This is a genomic window from Streptomyces sp. NPDC001137, from assembly GCF_040298885.1.
In the GTDB taxonomy this organism is placed as follows: domain Bacteria; phylum Actinomycetota; class Actinomycetes; order Streptomycetales; family Streptomycetaceae; genus Streptomyces.
Window position 1 is genome coordinate 183,726 of record NZ_JBEPBA010000016.1, and the last position, 19,682, is coordinate 203,407.

General features: G+C 69.5%; 14 protein-coding genes and 1 pseudogene. 7 read left to right on the top strand and 8 right to left on the bottom strand.

The features are described from left to right. The first annotated feature begins 71 nt into the window (after positions 1-71). Positions 72-1,052, top strand: coding sequence for a UDP-glucose 4-epimerase GalE (galE, locus tag ABT254_RS29215; protein WP_351476222.1), 981 nt, complete (start codon positions 72-74; stop codon positions 1,050-1,052). A 79-nt stretch (positions 1,053-1,131) separates the two neighbouring features. On the opposite strand, the pseudogene ABT254_RS29220 reads toward galE, so the two are convergent. Both ABT254_RS29220 and ABT254_RS29225 read right to left on the bottom strand, forming a co-directional pair. Further along, positions 1,132-1,268: pseudogene (locus tag ABT254_RS29220) on the bottom strand (DNA-binding response regulator); the annotation flags it as partial. 75 nt (positions 1,269-1,343) lie between these two features. Continuing rightward, positions 1,344-1,970 (bottom strand): TetR/AcrR family transcriptional regulator, encoded by a 627-nt coding sequence (locus tag ABT254_RS29225; RefSeq protein ID WP_351476225.1) that lies wholly within the window; start codon positions 1,968-1,970, stop codon positions 1,344-1,346. Positions 1,971-2,250: 280 nt separating this feature from the next. On the opposite strand from ABT254_RS29225, the gene ABT254_RS29230 reads away from it, so the two are divergent. Continuing rightward, complete coding sequence (locus ABT254_RS29230) at positions 2,251-3,168, top strand: ABC transporter permease (RefSeq protein WP_351476228.1); 918 nt, start codon at positions 2,251-2,253, stop codon at positions 3,166-3,168. Further along, positions 3,161-3,973, top strand: coding sequence for an ABC transporter ATP-binding protein (locus tag ABT254_RS29235; protein WP_351476231.1), 813 nt, complete (start codon positions 3,161-3,163; stop codon positions 3,971-3,973). Before ABT254_RS29230 ends, ABT254_RS29235 begins: the two co-directional genes overlap by 8 nt. A gap of 66 nt (positions 3,974-4,039) precedes the next feature. Here the strand turns inward: ABT254_RS29235 and ABT254_RS29240 are convergent, their stop codons facing one another. After that, positions 4,040-8,983, bottom strand: a complete 4,944-nt coding sequence (locus tag ABT254_RS29240; RefSeq protein ID WP_351476234.1) for an NAD-glutamate dehydrogenase — start codon at positions 8,981-8,983, stop codon at positions 4,040-4,042. Between the two features lie 577 nt (positions 8,984-9,560). Here ABT254_RS29240 and ABT254_RS29245 point away from each other — a divergent pair. Then, positions 9,561-10,127 carry a DJ-1/PfpI family protein gene (locus ABT254_RS29245; RefSeq protein WP_351476237.1) on the top strand — a complete coding sequence of 189 codons (567 nt, stop codon included), beginning with the start codon at positions 9,561-9,563 and terminating at the stop codon, positions 10,125-10,127. A gap of 258 nt (positions 10,128-10,385) precedes the next feature. On the opposite strand, the gene ABT254_RS29250 is transcribed toward ABT254_RS29245, so the two are convergent. Both ABT254_RS29250 and ABT254_RS29255 read right to left on the bottom strand, forming a co-directional pair. Next, positions 10,386-11,051: an HAD family hydrolase gene (locus ABT254_RS29250; protein WP_351476240.1), complete on the bottom strand. Its 666-nt coding sequence runs from the start codon at positions 11,049-11,051 to the stop codon at positions 10,386-10,388. Between the two features lie 123 nt (positions 11,052-11,174). Beyond that, positions 11,175-11,690, bottom strand: a complete 516-nt coding sequence (locus ABT254_RS29255; RefSeq protein WP_351476243.1) for a DUF6912 family protein — start codon at positions 11,688-11,690, stop codon at positions 11,175-11,177. Between the two features lie 314 nt (positions 11,691-12,004). On the opposite strand from ABT254_RS29255, the gene ABT254_RS29260 reads away from it, so the two are divergent. Continuing rightward, positions 12,005-12,718 carry an Rv3235 family protein gene (locus ABT254_RS29260; protein WP_351476246.1) on the top strand — a complete coding sequence of 238 codons (714 nt, stop codon included), beginning with the start codon at positions 12,005-12,007 and terminating at the stop codon, positions 12,716-12,718. Between the two features lie 111 nt (positions 12,719-12,829). Here ABT254_RS29260 and secA read toward each other — a convergent pair whose 3' ends face one another. Further along, a complete protein-coding gene (gene secA / locus ABT254_RS29265; protein WP_351476249.1) occupies positions 12,830-15,643 on the bottom strand; it encodes a preprotein translocase subunit SecA in 2,814 nt (937 codons plus the stop codon). Between the two features lie 280 nt (positions 15,644-15,923). Here secA and ABT254_RS29270 point away from each other — a divergent pair, with 280 nt between their 5' ends. Together ABT254_RS29270 and ABT254_RS29275 are read left to right on the top strand one after the other, a co-directional pair. Next, complete coding sequence (locus tag ABT254_RS29270) at positions 15,924-16,514, top strand: GNAT family N-acetyltransferase (protein WP_351476252.1); 591 nt, start codon at positions 15,924-15,926, stop codon at positions 16,512-16,514. A 52-nt stretch (positions 16,515-16,566) separates the two neighbouring features. Next, positions 16,567-17,763, top strand: a complete 1,197-nt coding sequence (locus ABT254_RS29275; protein WP_351476255.1) for a winged helix-turn-helix domain-containing protein — start codon at positions 16,567-16,569, stop codon at positions 17,761-17,763. Positions 17,764-17,780: 17 nt separating this feature from the next. Here ABT254_RS29275 and ABT254_RS29280 read toward each other — a convergent pair whose 3' ends face one another. Both ABT254_RS29280 and hpf read right to left on the bottom strand, forming a co-directional pair. Continuing rightward, positions 17,781-18,527, bottom strand: a complete 747-nt coding sequence (locus ABT254_RS29280; protein WP_351476258.1) for a response regulator — start codon at positions 18,525-18,527, stop codon at positions 17,781-17,783. Between the two features lie 205 nt (positions 18,528-18,732). Then, complete coding sequence (gene hpf / locus ABT254_RS29285; RefSeq protein ID WP_450750230.1) at positions 18,733-19,425, bottom strand: ribosome hibernation-promoting factor, HPF/YfiA family; 693 nt, start codon at positions 19,423-19,425, stop codon at positions 18,733-18,735. Positions 19,426-19,682: the final 257 nt, after the last annotated feature.

Here is a 19,682-nt window from a genome sequence, read left to right on the forward strand (position 1 = left end):
CGCGAGTCTCCACCGCTCGCTCCACTGATACCGCACCACCACAGGCCAACTGACGAAGGGGACGGCCGCACATGACCTGGCTGATCACCGGCGGCGCCGGATACATCGGGGCGCACGTCGTCCGGGCGATGATCGAGGCGGGCGAGCGGACCGTGGTGTACGACGACCTGTCGACGGGCATCGCCGAGCGGGTGCCGCGGGGCGTGCAACTGGTGGTGGGGTCGACGCTGGACGGCGAGCGGGTCGCGCGCGCCCTCGCGGTCCACGATGTCAGCGGGGTCATCCACCTGGCCGCGAAGAAGCAGGTGGGCGAGTCGGTTCAGCTGCCTCTGCACTATTACCGGGAGAACGTCGAGGGCCTGCGCGTCCTCCTGGAGGCGGTGACCGCGGCCGGCGTCCCGTCCTTCGTGTTCTCGTCCTCGGCGGCGGTGTACGGCATGCCGGACGTACCTCTGGTGACGGAGGAGACACCCTGTCTGCCCATGTCGCCCTACGGCGAGACGAAGCTGATCGGCGAATGGCTGGTCCGCGCGACGGCGCGGACGACAGACCTCTCCACCGCCTCCCTGCGGTACTTCAACGTGGCGGGCGCCGCGACCCCCGAACTCGCGGACACGGGCGTCCACAACCTGATCCCCATGGTCTTCGAGAGGCTCACCGCCAAGGCACCCCCGCGCATCTTCGGCGACGACTACGAAACTCCTGACGGAACCTGCGTCCGCGACTACATCCACGTCGTCGACCTGGCCGAGGCCCACGTGGCAGCCGCCCGCACGCTCCAGTCCGCACCGGGCCGCCATCTCACCCTCAACATCGGCTGCGGCGAGGGCGTCTCGGTCCGCGAAATGATCGACCGCATCAACGCCGTCACGGGCTACGACCGCCCCCCGACGATCACCCCGCGCCGCCCCGGCGACCCCGCCCGAGTAGTCGCCTCCACAGACCGCGCGGCCACCGAACTCGGCTGGAAGGCCACACACGACGTCCAGGACATGATCACGTCGGCCTGGGAGGGCTGGGTACGGGTGCATCCGGAGGCGGCACGGGGCTAGACACCGCACGGGGCGCCAAAGGGCGCGGGGCTGTGCCGTCGATGTGCGGCTCCGCCGCGCGGGCGCAGCACGGCCGCGTCGGGACGTGCTCCAGGAGGGCGGGCAGGACCTCGGGCCCCGTCGTCCCGGCGACGCCCACGACCTCGCGGCGGACGTCAGCAGCAGGACGAGTCCCTCGCGCAGCAGGGCGTTGTCCTCGGCGATCACGACTCTCACGGCAGTTCCGCCTCAACTCCGGTCACCGCGGGCGGCGACTCGCTTCCGGCCACAGGCGGTCGGGCCGCAGCACACTCACAGGGCCTTGAGCGCCTCCGCGGTGGCCCGCGCCAGCGCCGCCAGATAGCCCTTCGGCAGCTTCGGGCTGCGGATCACCACCGAGCGCCAGTAGAGGGGCCCGGAGATCAGGTCGAGCGCCAGGTCCTCGTCCAGCTCCGCGCCGACCTCACCGCGTTGCGCCGCCGCCAGGATGATCTTGAGGGCCACGCTTTCCTGCCCCTCGCGCAGGGTCTTCTGCATGGCTTCGGCGATCTCCGGGTTGCGGGCCGCCTCGGCCTGCAGGTCCGGGATGATCTGCGAGGCCACCGGGTGCCGCAGGGCGCGCGAGGTGACCTCGTACAGCAGCCGCAGGTCACCCTCCAGGGAGCCCGTGTCCGGCGTCGGCAGCCCCAGCACCGCGATCGCCGAGACGACGTCGAGGACCAGGTGCAGCTTGGAGCGCCAGCGGCGGTAGACCGCGGTCTTTCCGACCCCCGCCCGCCGCGCGATCCCCTCGATGGACATCCGCGCATAGCCGACGGCCGCGAGCTCCTCGAAGACGGCCGCACGGATGGCTTCCGTCACGTCCTCCCGCAGTACGGCCGCCCCCGCGGGGGTCCGGCGGCGCGGACGCGTCTGGGGCTCCTCGGCGTTCGTCGTCATGCGGACCAGCATAGGGCGTTGCGACGAAACGGTTGCGTCCTGACGCGGGAGGCGTTGCGACGAAACGGTGTCGTCCCGACGGCCTGACCCGACGAACGCGTTACGACGAAACGGTTGCGTTCCGACGCCAACTCGTCCTACGCTCACGTTGCGACGATACGGTCCCGTCCCGACGTAAGAGAACGTGAAGAGAAGCGTAAGGAAACGCCGGGCAACGGACCGTCCGGCCGACGGGCCGGACGTCGCCGGCACCCCCCTCCCCCGAGTGAAAGCAGCGGATGTGAGCCAGGTCCTCGACACACCGCCCCCGACGCCGGCCCCGGCCGACGACGACCTCGCGGCCCTCGCCGCCCGCCACGGCCTCTCGGTCAGCGGCGCCCGCCCCTCCCTGCCCGAGTACGTACGGCAGCTGTGGGCCCGGCGCCACTTCATCACCGCCTTCGCCACCGCCAAGCTCACCGCCCAGTACAGCCAGGCGAAGCTCGGGCAGGTCTGGCAGGTCATGACCCCGCTGCTGAACGCGGCGGTGTACTACTTCATCTTCGGTGTCCTGCTCGGCACCAAGCGGCACGTACCGGACTACGTCCCGTTCCTGGTCACGGGCGTGTTCATCTGGACGTTCACGCAGAGCTCGATCATGGCGGGCACCCGCGCGATCTCCGGCAACCTGGGCCTCGTCCGGGCGCTGCACTTCCCTCGGGCCGCGCTGCCGATCTCCTTCTGCCTCCAGCAGCTGCAGCAGCTGCTGTTCTCGATGGCCGCGCTGGTCGTCATCCTGCTCTGCTTCGGGGTGCCGGTCACGTTCTCCTGGGTGCTGGCGTTCCCGGCGCTGGTCCTGCAGTTCACCTTCAACACCGGCGTCTCGATGATCATGGCCCGGATGGGCGCCAAGACCCCGGACATCGCCCAGCTGATGCCGTTCGTCCTGCGCACCTGGATGTACGTGTCCGGCGTGATGTGGAGCATCGACAAGCTGGCCGGCAAGCACAGCAACCTGCCGCACTGGGTGGAGCCGGTGCTCCAGGCACAGCCGGCCGCGGTCTACATCGACCTGATGCGCTTCGCGCTGATCGACAGCTTCCACGCCCACCAGCTGCCGCACCATGTGTGGATGTACGCCATCGGCTGGGCCCTGCTCGCCGGAGTCGGCGGCTTCATCTACTTCTGGAAGGCTGAGGAGACGTACGGCCGTGGCTGAGCACACCATCGAACGCATCCCCACCGTCGTCGTCGACGGAGTCGACATCGTCTACCGCGTCAACGGCACCGGCGCCGGGCGCGGCTCCGCGACCGCCGCCCTCAACCGCATGCTGCGCCGCCAGCAGACCGAGAAGGCAGCCGGCGTACGCAAGGTGCACGCCGTCAAGAACGTGTCCTTCGTCGCCTACAAGGGCGAGGCGGTCGGCCTGATCGGCACCAACGGCTCCGGCAAGTCGACCCTGCTGAAGGCGGTCGCGGGCCTGCTGCCGGTCGAGAACGGCCACATCTACACCGACGGCCAGCCCTCCCTCCTCGGCGTCAACGCGGCCCTGATGGGCGACCTGACCGGCGAGAAGAACGTCTACCTCGGCGGCCTCGCCATGGGCATGTCCCGCGAGGAGATCAGGGATCGCTACGACGGCATCGTCGACTTCTCCGGCATCAACGAGAAGGGCGACTTCATCACCCTCCCCATGCGGACGTACTCCTCCGGCATGGGCGCCCGCCTGCGCTTCTCCATCGCCGCCGCCAAGGACCACGACGTGCTCCTCATCGACGAGGCGCTCGCCACCGGCGACCGGTCCTTCCAGAAGCGCTCCGAGCAACGCATCCGCGAACTGCGTGAGAAGGCCGGCACGGTGTTCCTGGTCAGCCACAACAACAAGTCCATCCGCGACACCTGCGAACGCGTGCTGTGGCTGGAGCGCGGCGAACTGCGCATGGACGGCCCGACCGAGGAGGTCATGGCGGCGTACGAGGAGTTCACCGGCGGCGCGGACAAGGTCAAGCCGAAGGCCGCCTGAACACCGCCACGAAAGCGAGGTGCCCCGAGCCGGTCGGCTCGGGGCACCTCGCTTTCGTACCGCCTGCTACGAATGCGTCCGCAGCAGCGTCCGCATCGTACGCATCGCCACCGACAGGTTGGCGAGGTCGAACGTCTCCGAGCTCTGGATCTCCTCCAGCGTCGTGCGCGCCCGGCCCAGGATCGCGGCGTTCTTCTCCTCCCACGCCTTGAAGCGCTGCTCCGGGGTCGAGGTGCCGTTGCCCACCGCCAGGACGTCCGCGGTGAGCGCCGCGTGGGCCGCGTACAGGTCCTCACGGATGGAGGCGCGGGCCATGGACTGCCAGCGGTCGGCCCGCGGCAGTTCGATGATGCGGTCCATGAGCTGGGTGATGTGCAGACGGTCCGCGAGATCGTAGTAGACCTCGGCGACGTCCAGCGGCTCCTTGCCCATGCGGTCGGCCACCGAGACGATGTCGAGCGCCGGGAAGGCGGAGGAGAACCCGGCCACGCGGGTGGCGAGCTCGTCCGGGACGCCGGCGCCGGTCAGCTCGTCGTAGATCTGCTGCCACCACTCCAGGTCCGCACCGCGCAGCAGCTTGGTGAGCTGCTGCCAGACCTGCTCGACGCGCTCGGCAAAGAAGTCGACCGTCTCGGCGAGCTGCAACGGCTGCGGCCGGTTGTTGAGCAGCCAGCGCGTGCCGCGCTCCACCAGTCGGCGCGAGTGCAGCCGGATACGGGTCTGGACGGCGGCCTCGACCCGGTTGTCCAGGCCCTCGACCGCGTCCCACACCGGGGCCGAGCAGAAGATCGCCCGGGCCGCGGTCTGCGCCCGCACGATCTCCTCGAGGGAGGCGCCGGTCTCCTCGCGCAGCCGGTGCAGATAGGTCGTACCGCCCGTGTTGACCGTGTCGTTGACCAGGACGGTCGTGGTGATCTCGCGGTGCAGCGGGTGGCTGTCGATGCGGTCGGCGAACTGCTCGCGCAGGGCCGTCGGGAAGTACGCGTGCAGCAGCCCGCGCAGATACGGGTCGTCCGGCAGCGAGGTGTGCAGCAGCTCCTCGGCGACCGTGATCTTCGTGTACGCCAGCAGGACGGCCGTCTCGGGGCCGGTGAGGCCCTGGCCGGCGCTCAGGCGCTCGCGGATCTGGCGGTCGGTGGGGAGGAACTCCAGCGCCCGGTCCAGATGACCCTCGCGCACCATGTGACGGATGAACCGCTGCTGGGCGTGGAGCATGTCCTTGGACTGGGCCAGGGCGTTGGCGAGCGCCGTGTTCTGCGCGTAGTTGTTGCGCAGTACCAGCGCGCCGACCTCGTCGGTCATCTCGGCGAGCAGCTTGTTGCGCTGCTTGACGGTCATGTCGCCGTCGGCGACCAGACCGTTGAGCAGGATCTTGATGTTCACCTCGTGGTCGGAGGTGTCCACGCCCGCGCTGTTGTCGATCGCGTCCGTGTTGATCTTGCCGCCGTGCCGTGCGAACTCGATCCGGCCGAGCTGGGTCAGCCCCAGGTTGCCGCCCTCGCCGACGACCTTGACCCGCAGGTCGGCGCCGTCGACCCGGATCGGGTCGTTGGCCTTGTCGCCGACGTCCGCCTGGCTCTCCGTGCTGGCCTTCACATAGGTACCGATGCCGCCGTTCCACAGCAGGTCCACCGGGGCCTGCAGGATGGCCTTCATCAGGTCGGCCGGGGTCATCTTGGAGACCTTGCCCTCGATGCCGAGGGCCTCACGGATGTGCGAGTTGAGCTGGATGGCCTTGGCGGAACGCGGGAAGACGCCACCACCGGCGGAGAGCAGCTCGGTGTTGTAGTCGGCCCAGCTGGAGCGCGGCAGCTCGAAGATACGGCGCCGCTCGGCGTACGAGGTGGCCGCGTCCGGGTTCGGGTCGATGAAGATGTGCCGGTGGTCGAAGGCGGCGACCAGGCGGATGTGCTCGCTCAGCAGCATGCCGTTGCCGAACACGTCACCGGACATGTCACCGATGCCGACGACGGTGAAGTCCTCGCTCTGCGTGTCGACGCCCAGCTCCCGGAAGTGCCGCTTGACGGACTCCCAGGCGCCGCGGGCGGTGATGCCCATGCCCTTGTGGTCGTAACCGGCAGAGCCACCTGAGGCGAAGGCGTCACCGAGCCAGAAGTTGTACGTCTCCGCGACCCCGTTGGCGATGTCCGAGAACGTGGCGGTGCCCTTGTCGGCGGCGACCACGAGGTAGGTGTCGTCCTCGTCGTGGCGCACGACGTCCGCCGGGGGCACGACCTCGCCGGCCACCATGTTGTCGGTGATGTCGAGCAGCGCCGAGATGAACGTCTTGTAGCTGGCGATGCCCTCGGCCAGCCACGCGTCCCGGTCCACGCTCGGGTCCGGCAGCTGCTTGGCGACGAAGCCGCCCTTCGCGCCGACCGGCACGATGACGGTGTTCTTCACCATCTGCGCCTTGACCAGGCCGAGGATCTCGGTCCGGAAGTCCTCACGCCGGTCGGACCAGCGCAGACCGCCTCGGGCGACCTTGCCGAAGCGCAGGTGCACGCCCTCCACGCGCGGCGAGTACACCCAGATCTCGTACGCCGGGCGCGGCGCCGGCAGATCGGGGATCGCCTGCGGGTCGAACTTCATGGACACGTACGCGTGCGGCTTGCCGCCCGCCGCCTCCTGGAAGAAGTTCGTCCGCAGGGTCGCCTTGATGACGGTCAGGAAGGACCGCAGGATCCGGTCCTCGTCGAGGGAGGCCACCTGGTCGAGGGCCGCGTCGACCTCTTCGAGGAGCGCGTCCACGATCTCGTGCCCGGCCCGCTGCCGGTCCGGCGACATCCGCGCCTCGAACAGCGAGACGAGCAGCCGGGTGGTGTGGACGTTGTTGCGGAGGGTGTCCTCCATGTAGTCCTGGCTGAAGGTGGATCCTGCCTGGCGCAGGTACTTGGCGTACGCCCGCAGCACCATCGCCTGGCGCCAGGTCAGTCCGGCGCTCAGCACCAGGGCGTTGAAGCCGTCGTTCTCCGCCTTGCCCGTCCAGGTGGCGGCGAAGGCGTCCTGGAAACGCTCGCGGGCGTCGTCGCCGAGGTAGTCGCCGCCGTTCTGCGACCTGGGCATGCGCAGGCCGAAGTCGTAGATCCACGCGCTGGTGCGATCCGAGCAGCGCAGCTCGTACGGCCGCTCGTCCGTCACCTCGACACCGAGCCGGCTGAGGGCCGGCAGCACCGCGGACAGGGAGACCGCCTCGCCCTTGCGGTAGATCTTGAACCGGCGCTCCTCGGGGGCGGCGCCGACGGGCTCGTACAGACTGAGCGAGAAGTCCTGGCCGCTGTCGGCCTGTGCCTCGCTGAGCTGCTCCAGGTGGACGAGGTCGGCGACCGCCGCACGCGGGGTGTGGTCGGCCTTGTAGCCCTCGGGGAAGGCGTTGTTGTAGCGGCGCAGCAGTTCGGCGGCGTGCTCCTCGCCGCACTCGGCGGTCAGAGCCTCGGCGAAGCCGTCGGCCCAGGAGCGGGCGGCCTCCACCAGCCGGGCCTCGATGCGCTCCTTGTCGGCGTCCGACAGCTGCGGCAGCTCGGTGCCCTGCGGGACCCGCACCACGAAGTGCAGCCGGGACAGGATCGACTCGGTGTTCCAGGCCGTGAAGTCGACGCTGGTACCGCCGAGTTCCTCCTTCAGGATGTCGATGATCCTCAGACGCACCCCGGTGGTGTAGCGGTCGCGCGGGAGGTAGACGAGGGCGGAGTAGTAGCGCCCGTACTCGTCCTGGCGCAGGTACAGGCGCAGCCGCCTGCGCTCCTGCAGATACAGCACGGAGGTGGCGATGGACTCGAGCTCGCTGGCCGGCGTCTGGAAGAGCTCGTCGCGCGGGTACGTCTCCAGGATCTGCAGCAGGTCGCGCCCGTCGTGGCTGTTGGGCGAGAAGCCGGCGCGCTCCAGGACCTCCTCGACCTTGCGGCGGATGACCGGGACCCGGCGCACCGACTCGGTGTAGGCGGCGGAGGAGAACAGACCGAGGAAACGCCGCTCACCGACGACGTTGCCGTCCGCGTCGAACTTCTTGACGCCGATGTAGTCCAGGTACGAGGGCCGGTGCACGGTGGCCCGGCTGTTCGCCTTGGTCAGGACGAGGAGATTGTGCTCGCGGGCCTTGGCGCGCGCGTCCGCGGGCAGCCGCTCGAAGGACGGGCTCACCGGGTGGCTGTCGTCCCCGGCGTGGTGCGGGTCGGAGCGCAGGATGCCGAGACCGGTACCGGGCACGGCGGCCAGCGAGTCGTCCTCACGCAGCTGGTACTCGCGGTAGCCGAGGAAGGTGAAGTGATCGGCGGCCAGCCAGCGCAGCAGCTCGCGGGCCTCCTCGACGTCCTGCTCGCGCAGATCGGAGGCGACGGGCTCCTTGGGCAGTTCGTCGGCCATGCGGATCGCCGCGTCCCGCATCTTGTCCCAGTCCTCGACGGCCTCGCGGACGTCGGACAGCACACGCAGCAGGTCGGCGGTGATCTGCTTGAGGTCGCCCCGGTCGGTCTCGCGGTCGATCTCGACGTGGATCCAGGACTCGGTGTGCGCGTCGTGCGGCAGGTCGCCGGCCGACTGCGCGCTGAGCACCTCGATGAGCTTGCCGGTGACATCCCGGCGGACGACGATCTGCGGGTGGATGACGACGTGGATCCCGCGTCCCTGCCGCGTCAGCTCATTGGTGACGGAGTCGACCAGGAAGGGCATGTCGTCGGTGACGACCTCGACGACGGAGTGGCTGCACGTCCACCCGTTCTCCTCCACCGTGGGAGTGTGGACCCGCACGTTGGCCGTGCCCTGGGGGCGGTTCTCGGCCAGCCGGTAGTGCGAGAGCGCGGCTCCGAAGATGTCGACCGGGTCGCGGCCGGTGAGGTCCTCCGGGGCGGTGTGCAGGTAGTAGCGCTGGAGGAACGCGAGCACGGTGTCCCGGTCTGGGGTGCTCCCGTCCGTCGTCCCGGTCGGTAGGTGCCCCCCGACCGGGCTGTTCTCAGCTACCCGGGCGGCCCTCTCGAGCAGCTCGGCCTTGGCTTCGTCCAGCTTGGTCTGCATTGTCCTCTGGCTCCTGTCGCGCGCCGTTGCGTGACGTAGAAGGAAGTACGGTCTCTTCCCCTGCGGCTCGACGCCACGGCCCGGGTTCTCCGGTCTGCGTCGACGCTATGCCGCAAGGTGAGATGAGCGGGAAGATATGAGCCATATTTGAGCCGCCCCGAGGGTGTGACGCTGCTCTCGGCAGCGGCCGCGTCCAGGGGGTGAATGGCATCCCGGGAGCCCTTCCGGCCCCCTCCTGCCCGCGAAGACCAGCGACTGCCGCCCGGTCACGGAGGTGGTCCGTGCTCGCCGGGCGCAGGGCAGGGGCAACGGTGCCCCCGCGAGCTATCGCGCTGATCACGCCATAAGGCTATCGCTCAGTACGGGGGCCCCGTCATGAGCCGTATGTGTACAAAACCGGGGGTGGAACTTTGACACTCTGCACAGCGGCAAAGACCCCACGGTCGTGCGGCCCGACGAAACGAACGCCTCATTTGATCCCCCTTGCTCGAAAACGGCCGGACCCCTTGGCAAGGCCACCCCCCAGGAGGCACGTTGCCCATGACAGCGCACACCCGCCCGAGGGGAGCCGTCCGACATGACCACGAAAATCCTCATCGTCACCGGCGACGCAGCAGAGTCACTCGAGGTCCTGTACCCCTACCAGCGCCTTCGCGAGGAGGGCTACGACGTCCATATCGCGGCCCCCTCCCGCAAGAAGCTCCAGTTCGTCGTCCATGACTTCGAACCCGGTTTCGACACCTATACCGAGAAGCCCGGCTACACCTGGCCCGCCGATCTCGCCTTCGCCGAGGTCGATCCCGGCCAGTACGCCGCCCTCGTCATCCCGGGCGGCCGCGCCCCCGAGTACCTCCGCAACGACCCCGAACTCCGCAAGATCCTCAAGTCCTTCTTCGACGCGGACAAGCCGGTCGCCCAGATCTGCCACGGCCCCCTGCTCACCGCCGCGGTCGAGGGCCTGCGCGGCCGCCGCGTCACGGCGTACCCCGCCCTGGAACCCGACATGCAGGCCGCCGGCGCCACCTTCCAGGACACCGAAGCCGTGGTCGACGGCACCCTGATCTCCTCCCGCGCCTGGCCGGACCACCCGGCCTGGATGCGCGAGTTCCTGACGGTACTGCGCGCAAAGGCCCCGGCGATCTGACCGTTGGCCGCCGCCCGGCCCCTGCCCGCGGACAGCCGTGCCGTGCCGTCTGCGGGCAGTCGTGCCCACCACGCCGCGCCGTCCCGCCTGCGGGCAGTAATGCCCCACCATGCCGTGCCGTCCCGCCTGCGGGCAGTCGTGCCGCTAGGGGCGGCACGGGTGGGCGCAGGCGGCACCCCGCACGCGCGGGCAAGCGAACCCACCCCCGGCCCAGCCCCAGCGCCGGGCGCCACGAAACCAGCCCCGCCCCGCAACCCCCTACGCAGCCAACCGCTCCGCCTCAGCAACCGCCTCCCCCAGGGTGTCCACCACAGGCACCCCCACCACCTCAAGACTGGCCCGCCCATGCGACCCTCCGGTGTACAGCACCGCCCGCGCCCCCACATGCAGCGCGGCCACCGCATCATCGGCGGCATCCCCGATCACCACCGTACGAGCCGGATCCACCCCGACCAGTGAGGCAAGGTGCCGCACCATGTGCTCCGCCTTGCTGCCCCCCGAGGGCCCCGTCCGCCCGTCGACACGTATGAAGTGCGCCTCTATGCCGAACCCCCGCACCAACGGGACGAGTTCGTCGTGCGTGTACATGCTCAGGATCGACTGGCTTCGTCCCGCCGACCGCCACCCCGCGAGCAGCTCCGCCGCCCCCTCGGTCAGCCCGCAGCCGATCCGGTGCTCGGCGTAGTACCGGTGGAAGGTCTCGTCCATGACCTCCCATTCGGCGTCCGTCGGCAGCCGGCCCATGAGCCGCTCGTAGAACTTCGGCACCGGTACGCAGTACAGCGCCCGGTACCGCTCCAGCGTGATCGGCTCCAGGCCGAGCTCGGCGAACGCCGCGTTCGTCGCCCCGATGATCGCGTCATTGTCGTGGAACAGCGTCCCGTTCCAGTCCCAGACAATGTGCGCCCCTGTCTGCTTCCCCATGCCAAAAACGTACCCGCCGCCACTGACAATCAAGAGCGCCGCAGGTCGGACGGCCACTGAGCCGACGCCGGAGGGCGCAGGCGCGGCGGGAGAAGGCGCGTGAGGGCTCGGACGCCGGACGGCTCAGTCCGCGAACCCGACCAGGCTGGGGATCTCCTGCGTCGCGTACCACAGCAGTTCGTGGTCCTCGGCGCCGTCCACCACGAACTGCGCGTCGTCGTCCCCGCGGTCCGCCGCTTCGAGCGCCTCGGCCGCGGCGGCCACGTCCTCCTCCGCGTCGTCGAGGTCGACGTGAACGGCGGCGGCCTTCGCCAGCGCCACCGTCCCGGTCACCCGTACCTCGCCGAGCGCGGCCGGGTCGAGGCCCCGGTCGGGGTCGGCGGACGCTGCGCCGTCGGGCACGTCGACGGCGACCACGACCCGGCGCCGTGCCGCCCCGGGGTCCGCGGCCAGCAGCCGAAGCGAGGCCAGCGCGGCGCGGTTGAGGGCGGCGTACTCCAGTTCCTCGATGTCGTCGGAGAGGTACCACTCGCGCAGGGCGGGCGTGACGGCGTACGCCACGAGCGGCCCCGCCCCAAGCTCTCCCGTCTTGTACGCCTCGGCGAGACCGGAGAGGGTCAGGGGGACGTAGACGCGCATGGCTGGCCGCTTTCGTGGTCGGTGGCTGGGCGCGCTCTGGCGCCTGCTGAAGGGCCTTCAGGATACGTGCGGGAGTCCCCTTTCGAGTCCCTGCCCAGATGCCCGGATGCGTCCACTTGAGGCCTCGGAATTCACCCGGCGCACCCCCGTGATCACGGGGTTCCAGGCCCCCTGCTTCACCCTGATAGGTGAAGATCCCGACCGCCCCGGCCCAGCTCCCCGCTTCCTTGCTGCCGCCGCCCCTGGCCCCGTACAAGATCCCCAACACCAAGTTACCGACGGGTATCAATCCGTCTCGCTGAACGGGGACACACATGCACAAGATCATGACCAGGGCACAGCACCACCCGGGCACCCGCCCACCCGGCCGCCGCGACTCCCGCCGCCCCGGCGGCGCCCCGCCCCGCACGCCGGGCGGAACCCAGACCCGCACGGCCCCGGGCGGCGGCCGCCCACCCGGCTCCCGGGCCGAAGGCCGCTCCCCGAGCGCAGGGCCCGCCGACAACCGGCCGCCGACGGCCCCCGCCACGCCGGCCGGGAGCACGGCCACGGCCCTCAACGGGCCGGGTCGCCCGCCCGGCCTGGCAGCCCCGCCCAAGGGCACCGCGACCGCCACGGCGGCTCCGGGCGCACGTACCGCCGCCGCGGGGCCCTGCCCCACCGGCCACTCCCGACCGCTCCCCCAGCCCCGCCCCACCGACGTCTTCGCCGACCTCCTCCTCGCCGTGCTGAGCGGTCAGCGCCCCGTCCACTCGATGCTGCGGCACACCGCGGGCCGGGCCTACGACGAACTGGCCTGGCTCGCCGAGCGCGGCCCCCTGCGCACCCGCGGCGCACGCCCCGTCGTCCGCGACATCGGCTACTACGAAGCCCGTCCCGGTGCCGTAGAGGCCTTCGCCCGCATCGGCGCCGGCGACCAGCTGCGGGCCATGGCCTTCCGCCTGGAGCGGGGCCAGGACCTGCGCTGGCGCTGCACGGCGGTGGAGCTGGGCGGCCCCCGCCCGCCGCGCCCCACCGGCGACGACTAGACGACCAAAGCGGCCGCGGGCCCAGCTCGCCCTCCCGGCCGCACCGCAGTACGCCGAAGGGCCGGGCCACCCCGAGGTGACCCGGCCCTTCAAGCCGCTACGGCACGCTGCTCACTTCTTGCGGCGGCGCCCGCTCCGGGACTGCTTGCGCCGCTCCGCGCGCGTGAGACCGTCGGCCTCCGAGCGCACCGGCTCCTCGTCACCGACGAAGTCGCCCTCGATGGTGCCGCCCTCGCCGTCCACGGTCGGCGCGGAGAAGTGCAGGTTCCGGCGCTGCGGAGCGTCCAGCCCCTTGGCGCGGATCTCCGGACGGCTGCCCGCCTGCGCCGGCACCACGTCCTGCTTCTCCATGTCGACCGGCGCGGCGTCCTCGACCGGGACCTCCTCGACCTGCTGCTCGACCTGGACCTCCAGGTTGAACAGGTAGCCGACGGACTCCTCCTTGATGCCCTCCATCATGGCGGTGAACATGTCGAAGCCCTCGCGCTGGTACTCGATCAGGGGGTCCTTCTGCGCCATCGCGCGCAGGCCGATGCCCTCCTGGAGGTAGTCCATCTCGTAGAGGTGCTCGCGCCACTTGCGGTCCAGGACCGACAGCACGACCCGGCGCTCCAGCTCACGCATGATCTCGGAGCCGAGCTGCGCCTCGCGTGCCGCGTACTGCTCGTGGATGTCCTCCTTGATGGACTCGGAGATCCACTCGGCGGTCAGACCGGCCCGGTCACCGGCCGCCTCCTCCAGCTCCTCGACGGTCACCTTCACCGGGTAGAGCTGCCTGAAGGCGCCCCACAGGCGGTCGAGGTCCCAGTCCTCCGCGAAGCCCTCGGCGGTCTCCGCGGCGATGTACGCGTCGATCGTGTCGTCCATGAAGTGGCCGATCTGCTCCTGCAGATCCTCGCCCTCCAGGACACGGCGGCGCTCGCCGTAGATGACCTCACGCTGGCGGTTGAGGACCTCGTCGTACTTCAGGACGTTCTTACGGGTCTCGAAGTTCTGCTGCTCGACCTGCGACTGGGCGGATGCGATCGCGCGCGTGACCATCTTGTTCTCGATCGGCACGTCGTCCGGGACGTTCGCCATCGACATCACGCGCTCGACCATCTGCGCCTTGAAGAGCCTCATCAGGTCGTCGCCGAGCGAGAGGTAGAAGCGGGACTCGCCCGGGTCGCCCTGACGGCCGGAGCGACCGCGCAGCTGGTTGTCGATACGCCGCGACTCGTGCCGCTCGGTGCCCAGGACGTAGAGCCCGCCGAGCTCCTTGACCTCTTCGAACTCCGCCTTCACGGCCTTCTCGGCACGCTCCAGGGCCTCGGGCAGGTAGTGCGCCCACTCCTCGATGTGCTCCTCGGGGTCGAGGCCGCGCTGACGCAGCTCCGCCTCGGCGAGGTCATCGGGGTTGCCGCCGAGCTTGATGTCCGTACCACGGCCGGCCATGTTGGTGGCGACGGTCACGGCGCCCTTGCGGCCCGCCTGGGCGACGATCGTCGCCTCACGGTCGTGCTGCTTCGCGTTCAGCACTTCGTGCTGGATGCCGCGCTTGGAGAGCTGCTGCGAGAGGTATTCGGACTTCTCGACCGACGTCGTACCGACGAGGATCGGCTGGCCCTTCTCGTGCTTCTCGGCGATGTCGTCGACGACCGCCTCGAACTTGGCGACCTCGGTGCGGTAGATCAGGTCCGACTGGTCCTTGCGGATCATCGGCTTGTTGGTCGGGATCGGGACGACGCCGAGCTTGTAGATCTGGTGGAACTCGGCCGCCTCGGTCATCGCCGTACCGGTCATGCCGGAGAGCTTCTTGTAGAGGCGGAAGAAGTTCTGCAGGGTGATCGTGGCGAGCGTCTGGTTCTCGTCCTTGATGTCCACCCCTTCCTTCGCCTCGATCGCCTGGTGCATGCCCTCGTTGTAGCGGCGGCCGGCGAGGATACGGCCGGTGTGCTCGTCGACGATCATGACCTCGCCGTCGATGACGACGTAGTCCTTGTCCTTCTTGAAGAGCTCCTTGGCCTTGATGGCGTTGTTCAGGTAGCCCACCAGAGGCGTGTTCACCGACTCGTAGAGGTTGTCGATGCCCAGCCAGTCCTCGACCTTACTGACGCCGGACTCGTGGATGGCGACCGTGCGCTTCTTCTCGTCGACGTCGTAGTCGCCGGTCTCCTCGATGCCCTTGAGCGGGTTGCCCGCCTCGCCCTTCTTCAGCCGGGTGACCAGCTTGGCGAAGTCGCCGTACCACTTGGTGGCCTGGTCGGCCGGGCCGGAGATGATCAGCGGCGTACGGGCCTCGTCGACGAGGATGGAGTCGACCTCGTCGACGATGGCGAAGTTGTGGCCGCGCTGCACCAGTTCGTCCTTCGACCACGCCATGTTGTCGCGCAGGTAGTCGAAGCCGAACTCGTTGTTCGTGCCGTAGGTGATGTCGCACTCGTACTGCTGGCGGCGCTCGGCCGGCGTCATGTTGGCGAGGATGCAGCCGACGCTCAGACCCAGGAACTTGTGGACGCGGCCCATCATTTCCGAGTCGCGCTCGGCCAGGTAGTCGTTGACCGTGATCAGGTGAACGCCGTCCCCGGACAGGGCGTTCAGATACGCCGGCAGCGTGCCCACCAGGGTCTTGCCCTCACCGGTCTTCATCTCGGCGACATAACCGAGGTGGAGCGCCGCGCCACCCATCATCTGCACGTCGTAGTGACGCTGCCCGAGGACGCGCTTGGCGGCCTCGCGCACGGTGGCGAACGCCTCGGGGAGCAGGTCGTCCAGGCTCTCGCCGTCGGCGTACCGCTGCTTGTACTCATCGGTGAGGGCCCGCAGCTCGGCGTCGGAGAGGTCGACGAAATCCTCTTCGATGGAGTTGACCTGGTCCGCGATGCGGTGCAGCTTGCGCAGGATTTTGCCTTCGCCTGCACGCATGATCTTCGAGAGGACGGACACGGGGGTTGGTCTCCTTGCCGGTCGGGCCTGGGACGGTCGGTTTCCATTTGACTTGCTGAGCAACGGCCATCGTATGCGAGGACCCCACCAAGCCGGGAGGCCTGCCGGTACGACGACCGCCGAAGGCTTGGCGCACCGCTTCAAATCTTCTTCAAAGGGACAACGGACGGGCCCTGCGGATGGTGCCGCATCACACCCACGAATTGCGCGAATTGTGATCACGCGCTCACGCACGGCAAAAGGATGGCGCCCGTGTCGGGCCTCCGAGGAGAATCAGCCGATGGAACCCGTCACGCTCACGACCTCCCGGCTGCTCCTGCGCACGGTCGGCCCCCAGGACACCGACGCGGTGTACGCCGCGGCCCAGGATCCCGACATCCAGCGCTGGACGACGATTCCCTCGCCCTACCTCGCCGAGCACGCGCGGACATTCACCGAGGAACTCGCCCCCAAGGGGTGGGCCAACGGTTCCATACTCACCTTCGCTCTCTTCCTCCCCGAAGGGGAGGAACTCGTGGGCATGCTCAGCCTCACCATGCATTCCCTGAGCATGGCCGAGGTCGGCTTCTGGGGCACGAAGGAACACCGCGGCAACGGCTATGTCACCGAGGCCGTCGTCGAGGTCTCCCGCTGGGCCTTCACCCAGCTGTCGGTCGACCGCCTGGAATGGCGCGCGGAAGTCGGCAACGACGCCTCCCGTGCGGTGGCGGAGCGCGCCGGCTTCGTCATCGAGGGCGTCCTGCGCTCCGCGATCATCCACCGGGGCGTGCGCCGGGACTCGTGGGTGGGTGCCCTGCTGCCCTCGGACCTGGGGCTGGCGTCGACGGCGCCGTATCTCCCGGCACCCGCCTCAACCCCGGGCGTCCGCTGATGAATTCGCAGGTCACCCCGTATTGTCAGTGCCTCCTCCTATCGTGCGGACCATGACGACCCCGCGCCCCGCCGCCGAACTCTCGGCAGACGAAGCCCGCCGCATCGCCCTGCGCGCCCAGGGCCTTCTCGGCACGCCCGACCGCAGAGCCGGAGTCCGCGGTGTCCTGCGCCATCTCGGCGCGGTCCAGCTGGACACGATCTCGGTGCTGGCGCGCTCCCATGAGCTCATCGCGTACGCCCGCCTCGGCGCGGTGGGCCGCGCAAAGGTGGAGGAGGCGTACTGGAAGGCACCGTCCGCCGCCCCGCACGCCTTCGAGTACTGGTCGCACGCCGCCTGCATCCTCCCCGTCGAGGAGTGGCCCCACTTCGCCTTCCGCCGCCGTGCCTACCGAAGCCGCCCGCACTGGAACCACGACCTCCCCGACGGCACCTACGACCAGGTCATCAAGCAGCTCCGCGCCGAAGGCCCCCTCACGGCGACGGAGTTGGGCGGTGCGAAGCGCACCAGTGAGTGGTGGGACTGGTCCGGCGCCAAGGTCGCCGTCGAGCGCGCGCTGATGTACGGGGAGGTGGTGTGCGTGGAGCGCCGCGGCTGGAAGCGGGTGTACCACCTCGCCGAGCGCGCGATCCCGGACGCTCTGCTGCACGACGAGCTGGATGACACGGAGTGCCTGCGCCGTCTGGTCCGCCTGGCCGGCCAGTCCCTGGGCGTGGGCACGCGCGCGGACATCGCCGACTACCACCGTCTCAAGGGCGAGCAGGTCGACGCGGTGATCGCCGACTCGGGCCTGGTCCCGGTCACGGTCGAGGGCTGGTCCAAACCGGCCTGGGCCGACCCGGCGGCCCTGGACACCCCGCCGCGCGGCCGCCACCGCACCACTCTGCTGTCCCCCTTCGACTCCCTGATCTGGGAGAGGGCGCGCACCGAGCGGATCTTCGGCTTCACCCACCGCCTGGAGGCCTACGTCCCGAAGCCGAAGCGGGTGTACGGCTACTTCGCGATGCCGGTCCTCGCCGGCGGCCGCCTCGTCGGCCGGGTGGACCCGGCCCGTGACGGCGCCACGCTGGTCGCCAAGCAGGTCACCCTGGACGGCCCCAAGGTGGTCCCGGCCGTGGCGGAGGCGCTGGTCGAAGCGGCGAGCTGGGTGAACTGCACCAGCGTACGAGTGGAGCGCGTGGACGCCCCGGAGCTACACGAGCCGCTCACCAAGGAGGTGACCCGGGCACTCGTCGCGGCCATGCGCTGACCGGGGCCACCGGCCCTTCAGCGGATCTCGAGGATCTTCTCCCGCATCGCGTACACCACCGCTTCCATCCTGGAGTGCAGCTGCAGCTTCTCCAGGATGTTGCGGACGTGGTTCTTCACGGTGTTCTCGGAGATGAACAGCTCCTTGGCGATGTCCCGGTTGTTCATCCCGGTGGCGACCAGCTTGAGGACCTCCAGCTCGCGGTCGGTCAGCCGCGGCGCGGGCACGAGCCGGCGCTCGTCGGTCCGCTGGATCATCGACTTGAACTCGGTGAGCAGCTTCGACGCCATGGACGGGCTGATCTGCGACTGCCCGTCGGCCACCGCGCGAATGGCGGTGGCCACCTCGTCCGTGGAGATCTCCTTGAGGAGATAACCGGTCGCGCCCGCCTTGATCGCGTCGTAGAGGTCGGCTTCCTCGTCACTGATCGTCAGCATGATGATCTTGGCGCTGGGCGCGACCTCCTTGATGGAGGTGCAGGCCTCGATCCCGCCCCGCTTCGGCATCCGTACATCCATCAGGACGATGTCCGGCAGCAGGTCGGCCGCCTTGTCGACGGCCTCCGCGCCGTCCCCGGCCTCCCCGACGACCTGGATGTCCTCCTCGGCCGCGAGCACGATCTCCAGGCCCCGGCGGAAGAGGGCGTGGTCGTCCACGACAAGGACTCTGATCGGCTCCTTGCGTGGAGAGCCCGCGTCCGGGCCCATGCCGACGACGCCGCCGTCGGCATCCTCCTCATGCATCGGTCCGAAGCTGTCCGCCATCGTTCCTCCCCCTGAAGGCTGTGGCCTGTGGTGCTGTGCCATCGCCAACCCAAGGCAGCGGCCCACCGGTTGGGCCCTTGCCGCCATGATTCCATGCCCGGACGACAACGCGGTGACAGAGCGGTTCGTGAAGGGGTCGCACACCGGTGCCCCTGGGGGCGCACGGGCGCTCCAGGGGCACCGGCTCAGCCGTCAGCCGCGCGGGTCAGCCACCCAGGGTGCCGCCGGGCGCGGGAGACTGCGCCTGGGCAACCATCGGGTCGGTGCTGAGGTGGATGACGCCGTAGTCGTAGGCGTGCCGCCGGTAGACGACACTGGGTTCCTTCGTCTCGGAGTCGACGAACAGGTAGAAGTCGTGTCCGACCAGTTCCATCTCGTAGAGGGCCTGGTCGAGAGTCATCGGGGAGGCCACATGGGTCTTCTCGCGGACGACGAGGGGGCCTTCGCCCTTGACCTCCAGTGAACCGATCTTCTTGGTGGGCACTCCGTCCTGGTCTTCCTCGTGGACGGGGTGGCCGTTCCCGTTGAGCGTCGCCGCGTCCGGGACGTGGTCGGGGACCTCGGCGGCCGAGATCCTGCGCGCGCCACGGCGGGAGAACCGCTTGTCGTGCTGCTTGCGCAGCCGGGCATCCAGCTTCTCCGCCGCCAGGTCCAGCGCCGCGTACGGGTCGCTGGCCGCCGCCTCCGCCCGGATCACCGGACCGCGGGAGCGGAGCGTGATCTCCACTCGGTCACAACGGTCGGCCTGTCGGGGGTTGGGCTCCTTGGACACCTCGACGTCGAGGCTGATCACCTTGCCGTCGAGCTTCTGGATCTTCTCCAGCTTCAGCTTCTCGGCCACGTGCTTGCGGAACCGCTCGGGCACCTCGGTCTTGCGGCCCTTGACGACGATGTCCACGCAGAACTCCGTTCCCGGATCACTCCGCTCCACTGGCGGAGCATCTCCCTTTTGCACCAGGTTCCGGCGAGCTCCGGAACCTACGGACTCGGTGACTTCCACCTCCTCCCCCGCAGACGAGATCTCCACTCCACCGCGACGGGTGATTGTGAAAAACCCGCAGCACGGCATTCGGGTACGAGAGCGATGGCCTGCGCCTTTCTCTCACAACCGAACATATCTCGCCCGGACGGATGTCGTCACCCTCTACCGCGGCG